The 19,792-nt window shown below is 49.4% G+C and carries 19 protein-coding genes and 2 riboswitches; all 19 genes read left to right on the top strand.

All coding sequences use genetic code 11. The features are described from left to right. The first annotated feature begins 205 nt into the window (after positions 1-205). The 19 genes from DWX43_RS14520 (at position 206) to DWX43_RS14435 (ending at position 19,791) form a co-directional block, all read left to right on the top strand. Positions 206-847 (top strand): corrinoid protein, encoded by a 642-nt coding sequence (locus DWX43_RS14520; RefSeq protein ID WP_109732144.1) that lies wholly within the window; start codon positions 206-208, stop codon positions 845-847. Between the two features lie 6 nt (positions 848-853). Beyond that, positions 854-1,029: riboswitch (cobalamin riboswitch) on the top strand. Between the two features lie 158 nt (positions 1,030-1,187). After that, on the top strand, positions 1,188-3,431 hold the full coding sequence (locus tag DWX43_RS14515; RefSeq protein WP_118620790.1) for an ASKHA domain-containing protein: 2,244 nt from the start codon (positions 1,188-1,190) through the stop codon (positions 3,429-3,431). A gap of 363 nt (positions 3,432-3,794) precedes the next feature. Beyond that, positions 3,795-3,983: riboswitch (cobalamin riboswitch) on the top strand. Positions 3,984-4,083: 100 nt separating this feature from the next. Continuing rightward, positions 4,084-4,833 carry an energy-coupling factor ABC transporter permease gene (locus DWX43_RS14510; RefSeq protein WP_118620789.1) on the top strand — a complete coding sequence of 250 codons (750 nt, stop codon included), beginning with the start codon at positions 4,084-4,086 and terminating at the stop codon, positions 4,831-4,833. Position 4,834: 1 nt separating this feature from the next. Then, on the top strand, positions 4,835-5,149 hold the full coding sequence (locus DWX43_RS14505) for an energy-coupling factor ABC transporter substrate-binding protein (protein WP_118620788.1): 315 nt from the start codon (positions 4,835-4,837) through the stop codon (positions 5,147-5,149). Positions 5,150-5,186: 37 nt separating this feature from the next. Continuing rightward, positions 5,187-5,960, top strand: coding sequence for a cobalt ECF transporter T component CbiQ (gene cbiQ, locus DWX43_RS14500; protein ID WP_118620787.1), 774 nt, complete (start codon positions 5,187-5,189; stop codon positions 5,958-5,960). Beyond that, positions 5,957-6,811, top strand: a complete 855-nt coding sequence (locus DWX43_RS27370; RefSeq protein ID WP_243099318.1) for an ATP-binding cassette domain-containing protein — start codon at positions 5,957-5,959, stop codon at positions 6,809-6,811. Before cbiQ ends, DWX43_RS27370 begins: the two co-directional genes overlap by 4 nt. Before the next feature lie 30 nt (positions 6,812-6,841). Further along, complete coding sequence (locus tag DWX43_RS27365) at positions 6,842-7,627, top strand: sirohydrochlorin cobaltochelatase (protein ID WP_243099317.1); 786 nt, start codon at positions 6,842-6,844, stop codon at positions 7,625-7,627. 12 nt (positions 7,628-7,639) lie between these two features. Next, positions 7,640-8,818 carry a cobalt-precorrin-5B (C(1))-methyltransferase CbiD gene (cbiD, locus tag DWX43_RS14490; RefSeq protein ID WP_118620786.1) on the top strand — a complete coding sequence of 393 codons (1,179 nt, stop codon included), beginning with the start codon at positions 7,640-7,642 and terminating at the stop codon, positions 8,816-8,818. Positions 8,819-8,856: 38 nt separating this feature from the next. Continuing rightward, positions 8,857-9,612: a precorrin-2 C(20)-methyltransferase gene (locus DWX43_RS14485; RefSeq protein WP_118620785.1), complete on the top strand. Its 756-nt coding sequence runs from the start codon at positions 8,857-8,859 to the stop codon at positions 9,610-9,612. Further along, positions 9,609-10,382, top strand: a complete 774-nt coding sequence (cobM, locus tag DWX43_RS14480; protein ID WP_109732152.1) for a precorrin-4 C(11)-methyltransferase — start codon at positions 9,609-9,611, stop codon at positions 10,380-10,382. The genes DWX43_RS14485 and cobM overlap by 4 nt, the downstream gene beginning before the upstream one ends. After that, entirely contained in the window at positions 10,375-11,106 is a 732-nt protein-coding gene (gene cobJ / locus DWX43_RS14475; protein ID WP_118620784.1) for a precorrin-3B C(17)-methyltransferase, read from the top strand. The genes cobM and cobJ overlap by 8 nt, the downstream gene beginning before the upstream one ends. Continuing rightward, complete coding sequence (gene cbiT / locus DWX43_RS14470) at positions 11,099-12,310, top strand: precorrin-6Y C5,15-methyltransferase (decarboxylating) subunit CbiT (RefSeq protein ID WP_118620783.1); 1,212 nt, start codon at positions 11,099-11,101, stop codon at positions 12,308-12,310. Before cobJ ends, cbiT begins: the two co-directional genes overlap by 8 nt. Before the next feature lie 2 nt (positions 12,311-12,312). Continuing rightward, positions 12,313-13,698, top strand: coding sequence for a cobyrinate a,c-diamide synthase (locus DWX43_RS14465; protein ID WP_118620782.1), 1,386 nt, complete (start codon positions 12,313-12,315; stop codon positions 13,696-13,698). A 67-nt stretch (positions 13,699-13,765) separates the two neighbouring features. Further along, on the top strand, positions 13,766-14,803 hold the full coding sequence (gene cobT / locus DWX43_RS14460; protein WP_347559305.1) for a nicotinate-nucleotide--dimethylbenzimidazole phosphoribosyltransferase: 1,038 nt from the start codon (positions 13,766-13,768) through the stop codon (positions 14,801-14,803). A gap of 23 nt (positions 14,804-14,826) precedes the next feature. Then, positions 14,827-15,588, top strand: coding sequence for an adenosylcobinamide-GDP ribazoletransferase (locus tag DWX43_RS14455; protein WP_118620781.1), 762 nt, complete (start codon positions 14,827-14,829; stop codon positions 15,586-15,588). Beyond that, positions 15,585-16,193: a histidine phosphatase family protein gene (locus DWX43_RS14450; RefSeq protein WP_109732157.1), complete on the top strand. Its 609-nt coding sequence runs from the start codon at positions 15,585-15,587 to the stop codon at positions 16,191-16,193. Before DWX43_RS14455 ends, DWX43_RS14450 begins: the two co-directional genes overlap by 4 nt. Then, a complete protein-coding gene (cbiB, locus tag DWX43_RS14445) occupies positions 16,190-17,149 on the top strand; it encodes an adenosylcobinamide-phosphate synthase CbiB (RefSeq protein ID WP_118620780.1) in 960 nt (319 codons plus the stop codon). The genes DWX43_RS14450 and cbiB overlap by 4 nt, the downstream gene beginning before the upstream one ends. Positions 17,150-17,206: 57 nt before the next feature. Then, positions 17,207-18,265, top strand: coding sequence for a histidinol-phosphate transaminase (locus DWX43_RS14440; protein WP_118620872.1), 1,059 nt, complete (start codon positions 17,207-17,209; stop codon positions 18,263-18,265). 17 nt (positions 18,266-18,282) lie between these two features. Next, positions 18,283-19,791 (top strand): cobyric acid synthase, encoded by a 1,509-nt coding sequence (locus DWX43_RS14435; RefSeq protein ID WP_118620779.1) that lies wholly within the window; start codon positions 18,283-18,285, stop codon positions 19,789-19,791. Position 19,792 lies beyond the last annotated feature (1 nt).

Genomic DNA, 19,792 nt, shown 5'->3' with positions numbered 1-19,792 from the left:
CCCTCCATTAATCTTTGGTTCTGTAAGTAGCTCCTATTTAGTTTATCACATTATAAACGAAAATGGGATAAAGCCTGCAAAAAATAAAAAGAAAATATTTGTACAAAGATTCTAAAATAATTACCAGAACAATAGTAGGAAAATAGATAGAATGAAATACAGAAACAGCCAGACGGCAAAAAGATAAGTTGGAGGGAATGAAGTTATGTCTATTATTCAGGAAATGTCAGAATTTCTTCAAAAAGGAAGAGCAAAAAATGTAAAAGCATTAGTACAGCAGGCTTTAGATGAAGGTGTTGATCCAAAGGAAATTTTGAACGAAGGTCTGTTATCTGGAATGATGATTATCGGGGCAAAGTTTAAGAACAACGAGGTGTTCGTACCTGAGGTTCTGGTTGCGGCGAGAGCTATGAATGCAGGATTATCTGTTCTTGAGCCAAAGCTTGTTGAAGTTGGGAATGAGCCTGTAGGTAAAGCAGTTATCGGAACAGTTCAGGGAGATTTACATGATATTGGCAAGAACCTCGTAGTGATGATGCTCAAAGGGGCTGGATTCGAAATCTACGATCTTGGAGTTGATGTTGAGACATCCGTATTTATTGATAAAGCAGAAGAAGTCGGAGCAGACGTGATCTGTATGTCAGCGCTTCTTACAACAACTATGCCGAAGATGCAGGACTGTATAGACCAGTTGAATGAAAAAGGACTTCGCAGCAAGTTTATCGTAATGGTCGGCGGAGCTCCGGTAAACGACAGTTTTGCACAGCAGATCGGTGCAGATTTCTATACACCGGATGCAGCAACGGCAGCAGAAGTAGCAAAGAAAGCAGTTATGGACAGGAAGTAATTTCGAATCAGAACATAGAAAAACGATTGTAAAAATCAAGGAAACCGGTGTGAATCCGGTGCAGGCTTGCCCCTACTGTAAGCGGTGACGAAGAATAACAGCCATTGTCCTTTCAAAGGATGAGAAGGCATTCCAAGGATGAACCGTGAGCCAGGATACTTGTCATTGTCAGCAGCCGATCGTGGGTAGGAGATGGCCGCTGGTTATAATTGAATCAGGAAAATCAGCAGAAACTCTTTTATGGGAGTTTTTCTTTATATATAGAAATTGTAGCTGCCCGGAACTATGGACAGTTATCGGAAACTATTATAATTGTGTTAACTATAGAGAGGGCGGCAGGATGATAATTAAAGATTTTGACATCAAGATATGTAAAGAAAGTGTTTTGAATTTAATAGACTGTTATGAGGACAGTGAGATCTATGATGAGGTCCTGGAAGAATATGAGGAAATGCTGCCCGAAGCATATAAAAAAATAGAGCCGGCGGCTCTGCTTGCGTTTGGCAGTGTGGAGGAATTCCATCTGGCGGAGTATGAAGGAGAGAGTCAGGAGGCCTTGTTTAGCATTACATCGGTAGGCGGCGAAATCAGCCGGTGGGCAACCGAGCTGTTTGCACAAGGCAATTATCTGGGCGGGATGCTGGCCGATGCTATGGCGGACGATTATCTATTCCAGATGGACCACCTGCTTTCAGATACCATTATAAGGCTGTGCAGGGAGAGAAAGCGCGGTGTTATACGGCGGATGGAGGCTCCGCAGGATATCCCTATGGCGGCGCAGAAAAAAGCTCTGGAAGTAACAGACGGGGAAGCACTGGCAGGGATACATATCAAGGAAAGCTTCATGTATGACCCGGTAAAGACGACCTGCCAGATTTACCTTTTGGATGAAAATTCTGACAATTTCAAGATTGAACATGACTGCAGCAAATGTCCGAATTTAACGTGTAAGCTGAGGCATATCCCGGACTTCACGATGAAGGTTTCATCGGCAGGCGGCAGCGGCGGCGGTTCCGAAGAGGCCGTTGTAACAATTACCGGGAAAAAGGACCAGACGCTCATGGAAGTGCTCAAGGAGCATAATATATTCCTGAGTGCTGTATGTGCCGGACGTGGTACCTGTGGAAAATGCCGGATCAGGGTATTGGAAGGGGAAGTAAAGCCGTCAGCGGAGGACAGCCGGTTTTTCGATGAGGATGAGATCCGGGCGGGGTTCCGTCTTGCCTGCCGTGCCTATGCATCCGGGGACTGTACGATTACACTTGACTGTGGACAGGAGGAAGGATTTGCAGTCCTTACGGATTTCGGAGAAGAGGCAGGGCGCGGGAAAACCTTGCAGGCAGAGGACGGAAACGCTGGAGATTACGAAGGGGGCAGATTCGGGATTGCCACGGATATCGGTACGACAACGATTGCCATGCAGCTGGTCAATCTTACGAGTAAACGCGCAGTGAAGACTTATACGGCCATGAACCGTCAGCGCGCATATGGTGCAGACGTAATCAGCAGGATCGAGGCATCCACGAATGGTAAGGGAAACGAACTGAAGGAAAGCATTCAGGAAGACCTGATGTCCGGAATAAAAGATCTTACAGAAAACGGGAAGATCCTTCCGGAACGAATGGTAATCGGGGCCAATACTACGATGGTCCACCTGCTTATGGGATATTCATGTGAGACGCTCGGTGTCTTTCCCTTTACTCCGGTCAATCTGGAACAAATTACGACAGATGTAAAAGCACTTTGCGGGAAGTCAGCAAATGATTTTGACGGTAGTTTTGAAGTAAACATCTATCCGGGAATTTCAACCTATGTGGGCGGGGATATTACAGCGGGAATGTACGCCCTTAATTTCCAGAACAGGGAAAAAGTGTCCGTGCTGATTGACCTGGGAACGAACGGAGAGATGGCAGTCGGCAATAAAGATAAGATCTATGTGGCGTCAACGGCGGCAGGGCCTGCATTCGAGGGCGGCAATATTACATGCGGTACGGGCAGCATCCCCGGTGCTGTCTGTAAAGTTGAAATCCATGACGGGAAGGCCGTGACAGAGACAATACAGGACAAGCCTATATCAGGAATCTGCGGCACGGGGGTTGTGGAGATCACATACGGGCTTTTGAAAGAAGAACTGATCGATGAGACCGGACTTCTGGACGAGGAGTATTTTGAGGATGGATTCTATCTGGGTGAAGATGCACAGGGGAGAACCATCGGTTTTTACCAGAAGGATGTAAGGGAGATCCAGCTTGCCAAGTCTGCTGTACGGGCGGGGCTGGAGACGTTAATCCTGAGATATGGAATCCCTTATGACGAAATTGAAACTGTCTATATAGCAGGCGGTTTCGGGTATCAGCTGGACATCAAAAAGGCGGTCGGCATCGGACTCCTCCCGAAAGAGTGTGAGGGAAAGATCGAGGCCGTGGGCAACAGCTGCCTGAAGGGGGCGATTGCAAAATTACTGGAACCGGATGCAGATGAAGTGATAGAAAAGATCAGAAGCGTCTCGGAAGAAATCAGATTGTCCAATGATAAAGACTTTAATGAATTTTATATGGATTACATGTTTTTTGAAGAGGACTAACATTCCTTTTAGAACATAAAAAGGATGGCCGGCAGCACGCGGGGCCATCTTTTTTATGGTAATCTTTATTAGTTTATAATCCCTCGGTCGCAGTTGCCCGGATTTCTATAATTCCTACTAAGTATCCTTAAAAAATTACAATACATAGGGGGGACAGCCGTTTACAATAATATATGCGTAGATATTTTTGCAATAGAGGCCGTTTTACGGCCCGGTCACGGATTGCATATTTCCATGAAGTGTGATAAAATTTTTAAGATTGAATCCTGTATGTATAATCAGGCAGGGCTTAATCGGGTTGAACAGCTCTTGTTCAATTTATAAATCTTATTCGGGCCGGAGGCTCAATAAGCATAGTTCAGATCTGGCAGACAGTTTAAAAGTAAGCCGTTTTTTAAAACGGCAGGGGAAGCAGGTTGGAATCCTGCACAATACCCGTTGCTGTATTAGAGGAGCGGTATTCCATAAGGTCACTGTGGGGATTCTCATGGGAAGGCGGAATATCGTGATGATACTTAAGTCAGAACACCCGCTTTTAAAAGGATCTGGATGGTTACGGGGAGATGACCAGTTGTCCTTACGAATCTCTTACGATTTTGTGATGGACCTGGGCTATTTTCAGCAAATTCACAAAAAAAGGAGAGAGGAAGACATGACAAAAAAAGAAAAAATCTTACTCAAAGCATCCATCGCGTTCGCCGTGATGTTTGCAGTCACACCGGCAGTAAATGCAATGCACATTATGGAAGGATACCTTCCTGCAGGATACTGTATTGCATGGGGCGTTATTTGTGTCCCGTTCTTAGCAGCCGGATTTATTTCCCTGAAAAAAAGAATGAAAGAGAACCGCAAATCCATCACACTGATCGCAATGGCAGGGGCGTTTATTTTCGTGATTTCATCCCTGAAGATCCCTTCCGTTACAGGAAGCTGTTCCCATATGACGGGAACCGGGCTGGGGGCGATCCTTTTCGGGCCTGCGGCTGTCAGTATACTTGGAATTATCGTACTCTTATTCCAGGCAATCCTGCTGGCACACGGCGGACTGACAACACTGGGAGCCAATACATTCTCAATGGCAATTGCAGGACCCCTTCTGTCATTCGGAATCTATAAACTGTGCATGAAATTTAAAGTAAATAGAAAGGTTACTGTATTTCTGGCTGCGTGCTTAGGTGACCTGTTTACATATTGTGTAACAAGTATCCAGCTTGCTCTCGCTTATCCTTCAGAGTCTGGCGGTGTTGCTGCCTCGGCAGTCAAATTCCTCGGTGTATTTGCACCGACACAGGTTCCGCTGGCAGTCATCGAAGGGATCCTTACCGTTATCATCGTAATGGCGCTTGAGTCCTATGCAAAACCGGAACTAAAGGCAATCGGATTTATGAAGGAGGCGAAATAAGATGAGTAAGAATGCAAAAACAGTTATCATTTTATTAATTATAGCGGCACTGATCGCTTTTGTTCCCCTGTTTGCTTTAAAAGGAGCCGAGTTCGGCGGCTCTGACGATGCGGGAAGCGTTGTAGTGGAAGAACTGCAGGGCGGTGAATATACTCCCTGGTTTACCCCGGTTCTGGAGAAGATTATTGGCGGTGAGATTCCAGGAGAAGTGGAGAGCCTTATCTTCTGCCTCCAGACAGGAATTGGTGTCGGTGTGATCGCATTCATAATGGGGCGCTTTGTCGAGCGCAGGAAATGGCAGAAAAGCGAAGAGTAAAGGAAAATAACGAAACAGCGCCGGAGAGGAGCAAGATATGATTGTAGTGGATAAGCTTTGTTATCGTTCGAAGCTTAGGCTTGTGAATGCAGGAGAGAAATTCATATTTTCTGTTATGACACTTTTATTCTGCATCATCAGCCGCTCTCTTTTAATTGCGGGAATTGCCTTTTTTGTAAATGGGTTCCTGACGGTAAAAAAGGGCGGGATTTCATTTGGACGATACATACGTCTGCTGGCTGTACCATTTACATTTCTTATATTGAGTACTCTTGCGATTATCGTAAACTTTTCTAAGGTCCCACTGGATGCATATGCAGTGCCAGTGGGCACCTTTTTTATCACAGGAAGCAAAGCATCTCTGGCATTCGCTATTCAGCTGATAGCAACTGCTATGGCAAGTGTATCCTGTCTGTACTTTTTATCCTTAAATACAACAATGACAGATATTCTCGATGTATTAGCCAAAATGCACTGTCCGGAGATGATGATTGAACTAATGATGCTGATCTACAGGTTCATCTTCGTGCTGATGGAAACAGCTTCCGCTATCATGGTTTCACAGAAGTCCAGACTGGGCAATAAAAATCTGAAAACATCTGTGAAGTCTTTCGGGCATATGGGTGCAGGACTCTTTATCAGAGCTCTCAGACGGTCCAATTTTTTGTATGATGCGATGGAGTCCAGATGCTATAACGGAAAAATAAAGGTGCTTAGTGTACAGCATCCTGTGAAGAAAAAGGAGGCGGTGGGAATCCTGCTCTTTGAGCTTCTGCTGCTCGGTCTTACGATATGGAGGAAACTGGTATGAGTATAGGTACAGAGGATATTATAATAGAAGTAAAAGATGTTCACTATGCCTACGAGGAGGATGGACCGCATTCATTAAACGGTGTCAGTCTCCGGATTAAGAGAGGGCAGAAAGTCGCCTTCATGGGTGCAAATGGATGCGGTAAATCCACACTGTTCTTATGCTGTAATGGCATCTACAGGCCGGACAGTGGAACGATTCTGTTTAATGGGAAACCTGTTGACTATTCCAAAAAGGGGCTGCTTGACTTAAGGAGCAAGGTAGGGATCGTCTTTCAGGACCCGGATAACCAGTTGTTTTCGGCGAGTGTTTATCAGGAAATCTCTTTTGGACCTCTGAATCTGGGGCTGCCGGAGGATGAAGTGAGAAAGGATATCGAGCAGGTGATTGAATATCTGGAGATTACGCCTTTTTGTGACCGTCCGGCACATGCCCTGAGCGGGGGACAAAAGAAGCAGGTTTCGATCGCTGACATCCTTGTTATGCATCCCGATGTGATTATTCTGGATGAACCGGCGGCTGCTCTGGATGCGAAACATACGAAGATGGTGAACCAGATAGTGGACAGGCTGGCAGATGAAGGAATCACGATACTAATGGCTACCCATGATATTGATTATGCCCTGTCATGGGCGGATGAGATTGTCCTGATGCACGAAGGGAAAGTTCTGCTTCAGGCGGATCCGGTCACGGTATGTACGGACCAGGAGGCTCTTGAGATGACGAATCAGGAAGAACCTGCTGTTTTGAAATTATTTGACAAACTGGTAAAAAAGGGGGTTCTCAAGGAGAACCTCCGGCCGCCTGTCAGCATGGGACAGTTAGAACAATATATAGAACATGGAGTTTAAAGCAGTGAACCTGCATAAAAGGAGACGGATATGGAGAGAACGGCAGAGACGAAGAAAGCGATACTGGCTGTAAGCTTTGGAAGCAGTCATATGGATACTCTGGAAAAGAACATAGACAAGATCGAACAGCAGATTGCAGAGACATTCCCAGATTACCGGGTGTACCGTGCATTTACAAGCCAGATGATTCTGAAGAAGCTGAAAAAGACAGAGAATCTGCATTTTAATACGGTGAAAGAGGCAATGGAGCAGATGGCGGCCGAGGGCATTGAGAATGTGATCGTGCAGCCGACACATATCATTAACGGGATTGAAAATGACAGGATGATGTGTGATGTGATGGAATACACAGATAAGTTCCGGAAGATCCGTGTCGGAAAACCCCTGCTCACCAGTGTGGATGATTATAAGAAGGCAATCCATGCAGTGATGTCAGAAGTAGATCTGGAAGACGGCGAGGTTCTTGTATTCATGGGGCACGGGACGGACCACCATGCAAATTCAGCATATCCGACGCTGGAGTACACGTTTCATTCCTTAGGCTACAGTCAGGTTCTGGTGGGAACCGTGGAAGGGTTTCCGGATTTAAAAAATGTGATGACAAAACTGGAAATATCCGGTGCAAAGAAGGTCATGCTGATGCCGTTCATGCTCGTGGCAGGAGATCATGCGAAGAATGACATGGCGGGAGAAGAAGATTCATGGAAAACGGAGCTTGAAGAAGCCGGCTATGAGGTGAAGGCGGTCATCAAAGGATTAGGAGAGATGAGGGGTATCCGCAATATTTATATAGAACACATCGAAGCAGTTATGTAAAGGAGCATCCTTATGACAGAAAAAGATCTGAACAGGTACCAGTCGGAAGAAAAACAGGGGGCGTTGATCTGGAAAAACCAGAAACAGCTCCGCTCAGGTTATACGACCGGCAGTTGTGCGGCTGCCGCGGCGAAGGCAGCGGCACATATGCTGCTTACGGGAGAGACGATCTGGCAGGTTTCCCTTCTGACTCCCAAGGGTGTTTTGCTCTATCTGGATGTGGAGGATATACAAATCGGTCAGGATGCGGTCAGTTGTGCGGTCCGTAAGGACAGCGGGGATGACCCGGATGTGACGGACGGTATCCTTATCTATACAAAAGTCAGCAGATGCCCGGGGACAGAGCTGCATCTGGACGGCGGCGAGGGAGTCGGCCGGGTGACAAAGAAGGGACTGGAGCAGAAGATCGGGGATGCAGCAATAAATAAAGTTCCCCGCAGAATGATCCTTCAGGCGGTGGATTCCCAGAGAGAGGAGTCTGGCAGCACAGACGGGCTCGAAATTGTGGTCTCCATCCCAAAAGGGAAAGAACTTGCCCGGAAAACCTTTAATCCCCGTCTCGGGATTGAAGGAGGCATCTCAGTTCTCGGAACGAGCGGAATCGTGGAACCAATGAGTGAGCAGGCGCTGACAGCTACGATTCATCTGGAGATGAAGATGCTCAAAGAAAACGGTTATGACTGGTGTTACGTCGTACCCGGCAACTATGGCAGTGACTTCCTGACACAGACGCTGAAGTTTAATGGGGAATTGTCTGTGAAGTGCAGTAATTATATCGGGGATACCATCGATTATGCGGTCAGTCTTGGAATGAAAGGGATTCTCCTCATCGGACATATCGGGAAGCTTGTAAAGCTGGCGGCAGGAGTGATGAATACCCATTCCAGACAGGCAGACTGCCGGATGGAGGTATTCGCGGCACATGCCGCCCTGCATGGGGCATCACAGGAAATAACAGGCAGGCTGATGGGAAGCCTGACGACGACGGAGGCCGTGGACCTTCTGAAGCAGGAAGGAATGCTGGATGTTGTTATGCGGAGTATCCTTGAGAAGGCTGAGTACCACTTAAAGCACCGTGCAGGAGAGAAATTGAAGATCGGGGCGGTCGTATTTTCTATGGAGGAAGGGATTTTAGGAAGTACATCTGGCACCCGGGAATTACTGGAACAGATACAGCGGCTTAAACCGTGATCAGTTACCCAACAGATACATAAAGGAGAGAACACAAGATGGATGGTATATTTTACGGAGTAGGAGTAGGGCCCGGAGACCCGGAACTTCTTACTTTAAAAGCAGTGAAAGCGATACAGGAATGTGAGGTCATTGCGCTGGCAGTGTCTTCCCCGGACTTCCGGGAACCTGTATATGAGGAGGCGGGAACGGTAAGCCGGTTCCCCCTTCTGCTGGAAAAATGTGTGGCATGGCAGATTGTACTGCCCGCAGTTCCAGAGATGGAATACAAAGCCAGACTCTTTCTGCCTATGCCGATGATGAAGGAAAAAGAGGTATTAAAGGAGATCCATGACAGGTGTGCTTCAGTGACGGAAGATTTGCTCAGAGCCGGGAAGGATGTCGCTTTTATTACACTGGGAGACCCGACCGTATATTCTACATGTCTGTATGTACATAAGCGGTTAAAGAAACGTGGAATGAAGACTGCACTGATCCCCGGAATCCCGTCTTTCTGCGCGGCAGCGGCAAGGATGGACATGGGACTGGCGGAGAACCGCGAGGAACTGCATATTATCCCTGCCTCCTACGGAGTCGAGGAAAGCCTTGATCTGAAAGGGACCAAAGTACTGATGAAGGCAGGAAAGAAAATGCCGTATGTGAAGCAGGTAGTCAGGGAAAAGGGACTGGAAGCGGAAATGGTGGAAAACTGCGGGATGAGCCAGGAACATATTTACAGGCAGGTGGAAGAAATACCGGATGATGCCGGGTACTATTCGCTCGTGATCATTAAAGATAAGGGGGAAAAGAGATGATTTTATTTGTAGGGGCAGGCTCTGGAGCTGAAGATCTGATCACGGTCAGGGGGTACCGCTATCTTCAGGAAGCGGATATCATTGTATATGCAGGTTCGCTCGTAAATCCGGGCCTTCTGAAGGTGAAAAAGGAAGGCTGTGAGGTTTATAACAGTGCGAAAATGACCTTGGAAGAGGTTCTGGAAGTAATGATAAAAGGGGAGAGGGAAGGCAGGAGCGTCGTCCGCCTCCACACCGGGGATCCCTGCCTGTACGGGGCAATCCGTGAGCAGATGGATGCACTGGATGCAGAAGGAATTTCTTATGAATACTGTCCGGGAGTCAGTTCTTTCTGCGGCGCGGCGTCAGCGCTTAAGGCAGAATACACTCTCCCAGATGTGTCACAGTCCGTGGTCATCACAAGAATGGCTGGGAGGACGCCCGTGCCGGAACGGGAATCCATCCGCAGCTTCGCGGCTCATCAGGCGACAATGGTCATTTTCTTAAGCACGGGAATGCTGAAGAAGCTTCAGGAGGAACTGATGGCAGGCGGATATGCGAAAGATACGCCGGCGGCGATTGTCTATAAGGCAACCTGGCCGGACGAGAAAGTACTAAGGTGTACGGTAGACAGCCTTGCGAAAACAGCAGAAAAGGAAAACATCACGAAGACTGCCCTGATTGTTGTCGGAAAGGTGCTGGACGGGGAGTATGACCGGTCCAGACTGTATGACCCGTCGTTTACCACAGAATTTCGTCAGGCATCAGAGGGAGGAAAAGACAATGGGTAAGATTTATGTTGTAGGTTTGGGTCCGGGTGCGGACATGCAGATGACGATGGAGGCAAAAGCCGCCGTAAAGCAGTGCGGGATCATCGTGGGTTACACGGTCTATGTGGATCTGGTAAAAGAAGAATACCCGGACAAGGTGTTTCTGACAACGCCCATGACGCAGGAAGTGAAGCGCTGCCAGATGGCTTTTGAGGAGGCTCAAAAAGGGCAGGATGTGGCCATGATCTGCAGTGGGGATGCCGGAATATACGGGATGGCAGGGCTGATGCTTGAGGTCGGGAAGGAGTATCCTGAAATTGAGGTCGAAATCGTCCCCGGAATTACTGCGGCAAACGGTGGCGCGGCCGTGCTGGGCGCCCCGTTGATGCATGATTTTGCGGTGATCAGCTTAAGCGACCTTCTCACCCCCTGGGAGAAGATCGAAAAGCGGGTGAAGGCGGCGGCAATGGCTGATTTTGTCATCTGCCTGTACAATCCATCCAGCAGGAAAAGGAAGGACTATCTGAAAAAAGCCTGTGAGATGATGCTGGAATATAAATCCGGGGACACAGTCTGCGGAACGGTGCGCAACATCGGCCGGGATGGCGAAGAATCACAGATCATGACACTTAGCCGCCTGAAAGACATGGAGGTGGATATGTTTACGACTGTATTCATCGGAAACGAACAGACGACAGAAATTAATGGGAAAATGGTAACACCGAGAGGATATCGGAATGTGTAAGAAAGACCAGACAATTTACCTGATTGGCATTGGCATGGGTGCACAGGATTCCCTCACCGGGGAGGCTCTTAGGCTACTTGGTGACTGTGGCTGTGTGATCGGTGCCAGAAGGATGACGGAGGCCCTGAAAGGCTTGGGAAAACCGGTGTTTCATGCCTATCTGCCGGATGAGATCCGCGGATATATTGAGGTACACAGAGAATATAAAAAGATCGCGGTGGCGCTGTCCGGAGACCCCGGTTTCTACAGCGGGGCAAAAAAGCTGGAAGCCGAATTGGAAGGATATGAGGTCATACGCGTGCCGGGAATCTCTTCCGTCGTTTATCTCGCGTCCCGGCTCCATACTTCATGGGAAGATGCCGTCCTTGTAAGCGCCCACGGCAGAATACAGAATTACATTCACGCAGTGGCACACAATGAGAAAACCTTTCTTCTGCTGGGCGGTGAAACCTGCGGGGCTGCACTGTGTGAAAAACTTCGTTACTACGGTCTGGAGGATGTGGACTGCTGGATCGGGAGACGGCTATCCTATGAGGATGAATGTATCATACATAAAAAGGGAAGCAGTCTTTCCCCGGAGGACTGTTCCGGGCTGGATGTGGCACTCATTCTCAATGCACATCCGTGCAGGCGGACCTTCTGCCATGTGGAGGATGAGGAATTCATACGCGGCAAAGTACCTATGACAAAATCCGAGGTGCGCGCGGTTAGTATGGCAAAGCTCCAGCTCCATGAGGATGCAGTGGTTTACGATATCGGCGCCGGGACTGGTTCGGTTGCGGTGGAGGCCGCGATGCAGTCAGGGACGATCCGGGTCTATGCCATTGAGAAGAATCCGGAAGGGGCGCTTCTGATCGAGGAAAATAAAAAGAAGTTCAGGATGGACTGGGTGACGGTCGTGGAAGGCACGGCCCCGGAGGCACTTCTGAATCTGGAAGCACCTACCCATGTGTTCATTGGAGGGAGTTCGGGAAACCTGAAGGACATTCTGAAGACGGTGAAGCGTAAGAACCCGGAGGTACGGATTGTCCTGAATGCGATCTCTCTGGAAACAGTGAAGGAAGCGATCGAGGCTGTGGAGGAAGGCATTCTGAAGGAACCTGAGATCGTGCAGATTGCGGCATCCAGATCGAGAAAACTTGGCGCATATCATATGATGACCGGTTTGAATCCGGTATATATCATTACGGAAGGGAAGGCATAGCAATGAAAGGATCTCAGTTTATGATCGCAGCGGCATCCAGCGGAAGCGGCAAGACCGTGATCTCCTGTGCTCTGATGGCGGCTTTTTTACAGAGGGGCATGAAGACTGCCGCATGTAAATGCGGGCCGGATTATATCGATCCCATGTTCCACAGGGAGGTGCTTGGAATTGAGTCAGAAAATCTGGATCTTTTCTTCTGCGAACCAGAAGTGCTAAAACCGCTTTTTCTGGAACATACCCGCGGTGCAGAAGTGACCGTAATCGAGGGAGTGATGGGATATTATGACGGGATGGCCCTGGACTCGGACCAGGCCAGTTCTTTCCATGTGGCCGGTACACTCGGTATTCCGGTGGTCCTGGTAGTGCCCTGCAGGGGGATGGCACTTTCGGTTCTGCCCATGATTCTGGGAATGCTCCAGTTTCGTGAGGAAAGCCACATTCAGGGGATCTTATTGAACCGCATTTCCGGAATGCTGTATCCGAAGATGAAGGCCATGATTGAGGCCGGACTCAAGGAAAAGGGATATCAGATCCCGGTCGTCGGTTATGTGCCTGAGGATGAAGTGTTTGGGCTGGAAAGCAGACATCTCGGACTGGTCACACCTAAGGAGGTTCTTGGAATCCGTGAACGCCTTATGCGGGCAGGAGAAATCTTAAGTGGCACGGTGGATCTGGAGCAGCTGCTGGAAATCGGAAGAAACGAAGGTAATGCAGATACAGAAGCAGCGGGGCAGGCAAGGGAAGTTCAGACGGGTAAAAAAGCCCGGATAGGCATCGCCCGTGATGAAGCATTCTGTTTCTATTATAAGGATAATCTGGAACTGTTAAAAAATGCGGGCTGCGAACTGATTCCCTTTAGTCCGCTCCATGACAGCCGGCTGCCGGAAGGGCTGCAGGGAATGATCATCGGAGGCGGTTACCCGGAGCTTTATACAGAAACACTTTCTGCAAACGGTGAGATGTGTACGGCAGTCAGAGAAGCAGTCGAAGAGGGAATGCCGTGTCTGGCAGAATGCGGCGGATTTATGTATCTGCATGAGGAAATGGAAGGAAAAGACGGAGTCTTTCGTTCTGTGGCCGGTGTCATAGAAGGTCGGGCGGTAAAAAAAGACAGGCTGGTCCGATTTGGTTATATTGACCTTCAGGCACAGAAAGACGGAATCTATTTCAAAAAGGGAGAGCGGCTGAGAGGACATGAATTCCATTACTGGGACAGTACCGACAACGGTACAGACTGTCTGGCGGTGAAGCCGGACAAAAAACGTTTCTGGGAGTGTATCCATATGGAGGGCAGCCTGTTTGCAGGATATCCCCATATTCATTTCTACTCCAATCCCGTTTTTGCAGAACGGTTTATCGAAAACTGCAGAAAATTTCAATCAGAATAGGAAGGTATGAAAAGCGATGGCACAGGTGACAGAAATTCCGGAAAAGATCACTCCGGAGGAATTGAAAATGATGATTGAGCCCGCCGATCAGGCAAGTGTCGAGGCTGCGAAGAGAAGATGGATGTCCGTGGCAAAGCCTCTGTTCAGTCTGGGGAAATTGGAGGATGCCGTGATCCGCATGGCGGGAATGAAGCGGACAGCAGAGTATGATCTGGAGAAAAAGGGCCTGATTATCATGTGTGCGGATAACGGCGTCGTGGAAGAGGGTGTGACACAGACAGGGCAGGAGGTTACGGCGATTGTGGCTGATAACTTTACAAAGAAAGCAGCCAGTGTTGCAATCATGAGCGAAATCGCGGGAGCCGATCTGTTCCCGGTCGATATCGGGATGGCGGTGGATGTGCCGTCCGTGACAAAGACATCTCAAAAGATTGCTTATGGAACAAAGAATCTGGCAAAGGAACCTGCGATGACAAGGGAAGAAGCATGGAACGCAATACTGGTCGGAATCCGCATGGCCGGTGACCTGAAGGCGCAGGGATATGATATTCTCGCAACCGGTGAGATGGGCATTGGAAATACCACGTCAAGCAGCGCCGTGGCCGCTGTACTCCTGAACCGGCCAGTCGAGGAAGTTACCGGAAAAGGGGCAGGCTTAAGCAGTGAAGGGCTGGAAAAGAAGATTGGTGCAATCAAGCGGGGGATCAGTCTTCATAAGCCGGATCCAGATGACGCTCTGGATGTGCTGGCAAAGGTAGGCGGACTGGATATCGCGGGACTGGCCGGGGTATTCTTAGGCGGTGCACTGTATCATGTACCAGTCGTGATCGACGGTTTTATTTCAGCGGTATCTGCCCTGACTGCCCTTCGCATGGTTCCGGCTGCGGGAGATTACATGATGCCTTCCCATGTATCCAAAGAGCCGGCCGGCCAGATGCTTCTGGATGCGCTGGGTATATCCCCGTTTCTGACCTGTGATATGTGTCTGGGTGAGGGCAGCGGTGCCGTAGCAGTCTTTCCACTTCTGGAGATGGGACTTTCAGTTTACCGCAGGATGAGCACCTTTGAAGAGACAAAGATTGAAAAGTATGAAGTTTTGAAGTAACCGGGGGACGAGGAGGGAATATCATGTATCTGCTTGAATCATGTGCTGTGGCGATGTCGATGTATTCGAAAATACCGATGCCGAGAGTGGAATGGAATGAAAAGAATATGAAGTATGCGATGTGTTTTTTTCCTGTCATTGGTGCAGTGATTGGCATACTGGAAGTCCTTCTGGGCAGTCTGCTTTTGAAAAGCGGTGCCGGGAAACTGTTCTTCGCGGCGGCAATGACGCTGCTGCCTGTGTTGGTCACGGGCGGGATTCATCTGGACGGTTTTATGGATACGATGGATGCTGTCAGTTCCTACGGGGACCGGGAGAAAAAACTTGCAATCCTGAAAGACTCAAATTCCGGTGCCTTCGCAATCTTAGGACTGGGCTGTTACTTTCTGTGGAGCGTGGCTGTGTGGAGCGAGGTGACACTGGACATGCTGCCCGTGATCGGGTGCGGGTATGTTCTGTCCCGCTCTTTCAGCGGATTCTCCATCGTAACCTTTCAGGCCGCCAGAAACTCCGGGCTTGCTAAGACTTTTCAGGACGGGGCCAAGAGGAAGAACGTCAGGATTACGATGATGATCTACCTTTTTGTTTTCTCAGGGCTGGTCCTGTGGCTGAACTGGGTTCTCGGACTTGTTTCCCTTGTGGTAGCAGCATTGGTCTTTCTATATTACAGGCTGCTGTGCAACAGGCAGTTTGGCGGAGTGACAGGGGATCTGGCGGGGTATTTCCTCCAGCTCTGTGAACTGGCAGTGCTGACCGGAATTGTACTGGCGGGGAGGCTGTTATGAAGGTAGTTATGATACGGCACTTCCAGACGCCGGGAAATCTGGAACGAAGATATGTAGGCCGGACAGACGAGCCCCTGCTCGAAGGGGAAGGGCTTATCAGGATGGCAGAAGAGAAACGAAACCTCATTCAGGCATTGGGAAAGCTTGATTGTGTGATTGCCAGTCCGATGAAACGCTGTATCCAGACCGCAAATCTGCTCTTTCCGGGAGAAGAGCCGCTGCTCTGTGAAAAGATGCGGGAATGTGACTTCGGGCTGTTCGAGGGGAAGAACTACGAGGAACTCAAAGACCTTCCCGTCTATCAGGAATGGCTGGATTCCCGCGGGACGATACCTTTCCCGGAAGGGGAGAGCCACGAAGCGTTCAAGGCCCGGTGCGTGGAAGGATTCGAGGAAATGGCGGCAGAGCTGGTCGAAAAAGGCTGTGAGACGGCGGCTATGGTCGTCCACGGGGGAACGATTATGGCCGTGCTGTCCCGGTTTGACCGGGGAGACAGTGAGTTTTATGACTGGCAGGCCGAAAACGGCGGCGGGTATGTGATTTCTCTGGATGAGGCGGCATGGGGCAGAGGACAAAAAGAATTCAGGGAGATAGAACGGTTATGATGGCATTGTTAGCCTGTGGGACAGGATTTATATTAGATTTTCTATTTGGAGACCCGGTATGGCTGTATCATCCGATCCGGCTGATTGGTGCACTGATTGCATTTTTGGAAAAACAATTCCGGAGAATCTGTAAAGATCAAAAGAATGCACAGTTTGTGGCCGGGGGGCTCTTGTGGATCCTCGTCGTGCTCGTTTCTGTAGTGGTTCCGTGTCTTTTCCTGTATGCAGCGGGACGTGTACACCCGGTACTTCGATTCCTGCTGGAAAGCTTCTGGTGCTGGCAGCTTTTGGCGGCGAAGGGACTGAAGCAGGAGAGCATGAAGGTATATGCAGAAGTCAAAAAAGGAGACCTTCCCAGAGCCAGAAAGGCTGTTTCCATGATCGTGGGAAGGGATACACAGTGTCTGGATGAGGCCGGTGTCGTGAAGGCGGCCGTAGAGACTGTTGCGGAAAATACTTCAGACGGGGTGACGGCGCCGCTTCTGTTTATGATGATCGGAGGCGCCCCCTTAGGATTCTTTTACAAGGCAGTCAATACAATGGACTCCATGATCGGCTATAAGGATGAAAAGTATCTGTATCTGGGACGATGCGCGGCAAAGATGGACGATGTGCTCAATTATATCCCGGCCCGTCTGTCCGCTTTTCTGATGATTGCGGCAGCGTGGGTGCTGAAGATGGACGCACGCGGCGCGTGGCGCATCTATCTGCGGGACCGGAGAAAACATGCCAGCCCGAATTCGGCGCAGACAGAGGCGGTCTGTGCGGGGGCACTTCAGATCCGGCTCGCCGGGGATGCGTGGTATTTCGGGAAGCTGTATAAAAAAGATTACATTGGTGATGACATCCGGCCCGTTGAGGCGGAAGATATTCCGAGGGCGGACAGGCTGATGTATGGGACGGCAGTACTGACATTCCTGCTGTTCGGGATGGTAAAACTGGTGTTCATCTTGTAATGGTTCCTTTTTTGGAACAGCTGTTTGACTTTGGAGATTTAGATGCGGGAGGATTTTATGGATTACATGCATGGCGGTGATATTTATACATATGAGGGCATGATTGATTTTTCTGCCAATATCAATCCGTTCGGGCCGAGCCGGAAGGTGAAAGAGGCGGCTGCCTTAAGTTCTGAATGGATCGGTGTGTATCCGGACAGCCGTTTAAGCAGACTGAGGAAGGCACTGGCAGAAAAAGAAGACATCGACGGAGAGCTGCTTGTCTTTGGAAACGGTGCGGCGGACCTGATCTTTTCCATCGTCTTTGCAGAGCGTCCGAGAAAAGCGGTGCTGACGGCCCCGTCTTTTTCCGAGTACGCTCAGGCCTTAAAGGCAGCAGGCTGTAAGATCGTGTACCATTATCTAAAGGAAGAAGAAAATTTTAGGCTGACAGAGGAGTATCTGGATCAATTGACGGAAGATACGGACATGGTTTTCTTATGCAGCCCGGACAATCCGACAGGGCAGACCGTGGACAGGGAACTTCTGCAGGAAATCATTCAAAGATGTCAAGAACGGCATATCAGGCTCGTTTTAGATGAATGTTTTTATGAGTTTCAGGAGGACCAGACAGGCATCCTGTCGGCGAAGGAAGCATTGGAAACAAAGGAAGTATTTCTGATGCGGGCGTTTACAAAGATGCATGCAATGCCCGGCCTGCGGCTTGGGTACGGCATCAGTTCGGACCGGGGCCTTTTAGAGAAACTCTGTGCTGTCAGGCAGCCGTGGAGTGTCTCCGTGACCGCGCAGGAGGCGGGACTTGCCGCCCTTACGGAGCCGGAGCGGGTAGAGATGACCAGGTGCTTTGTAAGTGAGGAACGGAAAATGATGGAAAAAGAATTGGGAAGAATAGGAGTCAGGTATTTTCCGTCCTCAGCAAATTATATGCTGTTAAAAAGTAAATATGATTTATTTGAGCTTTTAAAAGAGCAGTACATACTGATCCGGGACTGCAGCAATTACGAAGGACTGAAAAAAGGCTATTACCGCATTGCGGTGAAAAGCAGCAGTGAGAACAGGCAGCTGCTATCGGCACTGGAAGAAATCTATTCAAAAGACTGCAGGACTGCAGAATAAAAAGAAGGAGAACCGATATGTCAAAATGCATTATGATACAGGGGACCATGTCCAATGCGGGAAAGAGCATCCTCGTGGGAGGCCTGTGCAGGGTATTTGCCCAGGACGGATACAGGACGGCCCCGTTTAAATCACAGAATATGGCCCTGAACTCTTTTATTACAAAAGAGGGACTGGAAATGGGACGAGCCCAGGTCATGCAGGCAGAGGCAGCCGGGATCGAACCTTCTGTACTGATGAACCCGATCCTGCTGAAGCCTACCAATGATACAGGGTCCCAGGTCATCGTTAACGGAGAAGTGACCGGGGTGATGTCAGCCTCGGAGTATTACCGCTCCAAGAAGAAATTCGTGCCGGCTGTTCTGGACGCATACCATGAGCTGGAGAAGTCGTATGATATTATTGTGATTGAGGGGGCGGGAAGCCCGGCGGAAATCAACTTAAAGGACGAGGATATCGTCAATATGGGATTAGCAGAGCTTGTGGATGCACCGGTCCTTCTGGTCGGAGATATCGACCGGGGCGGGGTTTTTGCACAGCTGGTAGGCACGGTCATGCTTCTGGAGGAACAGGAAAGAAACAGAATCAAGGGAACGATCATCAATAAATTCCGTGGAGATAAGAATATACTTGCACCGGGACTTCAGATGCTGGAAGAGAAAACCGGGATACCGGTCCGGGGCGTGGTGCCCTATTTCTATCTGGACATTGACGATGAGGACAGCCTCACGGAACGGTTCGACAGAAAAGAAACGGCAGGACTGGTGGATATTGCTGTCATACGCCTTCCGCGGATTTCAAACTTTACGGATTTCATGGCGCTGGAATGTATGGAAGGAGTTTCCGTGCGTTATGTTTCTGCACCCGGAGAGTTTGGAAATCCGGATGCAGTGCTCATTCCGGGAAGTAAGAATACCATCGGCGACCTGCTCTGGATGCGCCAGAACGGTCTGGAAGCCAAGGTCATACGACACAGCGGACAGGGAAAGTTAGTCTTTGGGATCTGTGGGGGTTACCAGATGCTCGGGGAAGAGATTACCGATCCCGAAGGGGTGGAACAGAAAGGAACCGTACAGGGGATGGGACTCCTGCCGGCGAAAACGGTTTTTGAGCGGGAAAAGACAAGGACGCGCGTGCAGGGGACCTTCCTAAGCCCCGGCGGGATGCTGGATTGTTTAAGCGGTGTCCAGATCGAGGGGTATGAGATCCATATGGGAGCCACAGAACTGACAGGCGGGTCTCCGATCCTGATGTTGAGAAACGATGTCACGGAAGAATCCCAGAAGATGGATGGAGCCGCCCACGGCAATGTATATGGCTGCTACGTCCACGGTGTATTTGATAAACCGGAGGCTGCCGGAGGCCTGGTCCGTGCACTGCTGAAGCAGAAGGGACTGGACCATGAGGATATCAGGGCCGTCGATCTTGAAGAATATAAAAACCAGCAGTACGATAAACTTGCGGACATCATCCGGGAGAGTCTGGATATGGATGCAGTCTACCGCATACTCGAAGGGGGAGAATAAA

Origin of the sequence: Clostridium sp. AF19-22AC, assembly GCF_003479085.1 — a bacterium.
GTDB lineage: Bacteria > Bacillota > Clostridia > Lachnospirales > Lachnospiraceae > Faecalicatena_A > Faecalicatena_A orotica.
The sequence above is the reverse complement of the archived record's forward strand: the minus strand, read 5'-3'. Positions and strand labels throughout refer to the sequence as shown.

Bases quoted from the DNA above. Each gene is read 5' to 3' on its own strand.
- DWX43_RS14520 (WP_109732144.1), top strand. From the start codon at position 206: ATGTCTATTATTCAGGAAATGTCAGAATTTCTTCAAAAAGGAAGAGCA.
- DWX43_RS14515 (WP_118620790.1), top strand. From the start codon at position 1,188: ATGATAATTAAAGATTTTGACATCAAGATATGTAAAGAAAGTGTTTTG.
- DWX43_RS14510 (WP_118620789.1), top strand. From the start codon at position 4,084: ATGACAAAAAAAGAAAAAATCTTACTCAAAGCATCCATCGCGTTCGCC.
- DWX43_RS14505 (WP_118620788.1), top strand. From the start codon at position 4,835: ATGAGTAAGAATGCAAAAACAGTTATCATTTTATTAATTATAGCGGCA.
- cbiQ (WP_118620787.1), top strand. From the start codon at position 5,187: ATGATTGTAGTGGATAAGCTTTGTTATCGTTCGAAGCTTAGGCTTGTG.
- DWX43_RS27370 (WP_243099318.1), top strand. From the start codon at position 5,957: ATGAGTATAGGTACAGAGGATATTATAATAGAAGTAAAAGATGTTCAC.
- DWX43_RS27365 (WP_243099317.1), top strand. From the start codon at position 6,842: ATGGAGAGAACGGCAGAGACGAAGAAAGCGATACTGGCTGTAAGCTTT.
- cbiD (WP_118620786.1), top strand. From the start codon at position 7,640: ATGACAGAAAAAGATCTGAACAGGTACCAGTCGGAAGAAAAACAGGGG.
- DWX43_RS14485 (WP_118620785.1), top strand. From the start codon at position 8,857: ATGGATGGTATATTTTACGGAGTAGGAGTAGGGCCCGGAGACCCGGAA.
- cobM (WP_109732152.1), top strand. From the start codon at position 9,609: ATGATTTTATTTGTAGGGGCAGGCTCTGGAGCTGAAGATCTGATCACG.
- cobJ (WP_118620784.1), top strand. From the start codon at position 10,375: ATGGGTAAGATTTATGTTGTAGGTTTGGGTCCGGGTGCGGACATGCAG.
- cbiT (WP_118620783.1), top strand. From the start codon at position 11,099: ATGTGTAAGAAAGACCAGACAATTTACCTGATTGGCATTGGCATGGGT.
- DWX43_RS14465 (WP_118620782.1), top strand. From the start codon at position 12,313: ATGAAAGGATCTCAGTTTATGATCGCAGCGGCATCCAGCGGAAGCGGC.
- cobT (WP_347559305.1), top strand. From the start codon at position 13,766: ATGATGATTGAGCCCGCCGATCAGGCAAGTGTCGAGGCTGCGAAGAGA.
- DWX43_RS14455 (WP_118620781.1), top strand. From the start codon at position 14,827: ATGTATCTGCTTGAATCATGTGCTGTGGCGATGTCGATGTATTCGAAA.
- DWX43_RS14450 (WP_109732157.1), top strand. From the start codon at position 15,585: ATGAAGGTAGTTATGATACGGCACTTCCAGACGCCGGGAAATCTGGAA.
- cbiB (WP_118620780.1), top strand. From the start codon at position 16,190: ATGATGGCATTGTTAGCCTGTGGGACAGGATTTATATTAGATTTTCTA.
- DWX43_RS14440 (WP_118620872.1), top strand. From the start codon at position 17,207: ATGGATTACATGCATGGCGGTGATATTTATACATATGAGGGCATGATT.
- DWX43_RS14435 (WP_118620779.1), top strand. From the start codon at position 18,283: ATGTCAAAATGCATTATGATACAGGGGACCATGTCCAATGCGGGAAAG.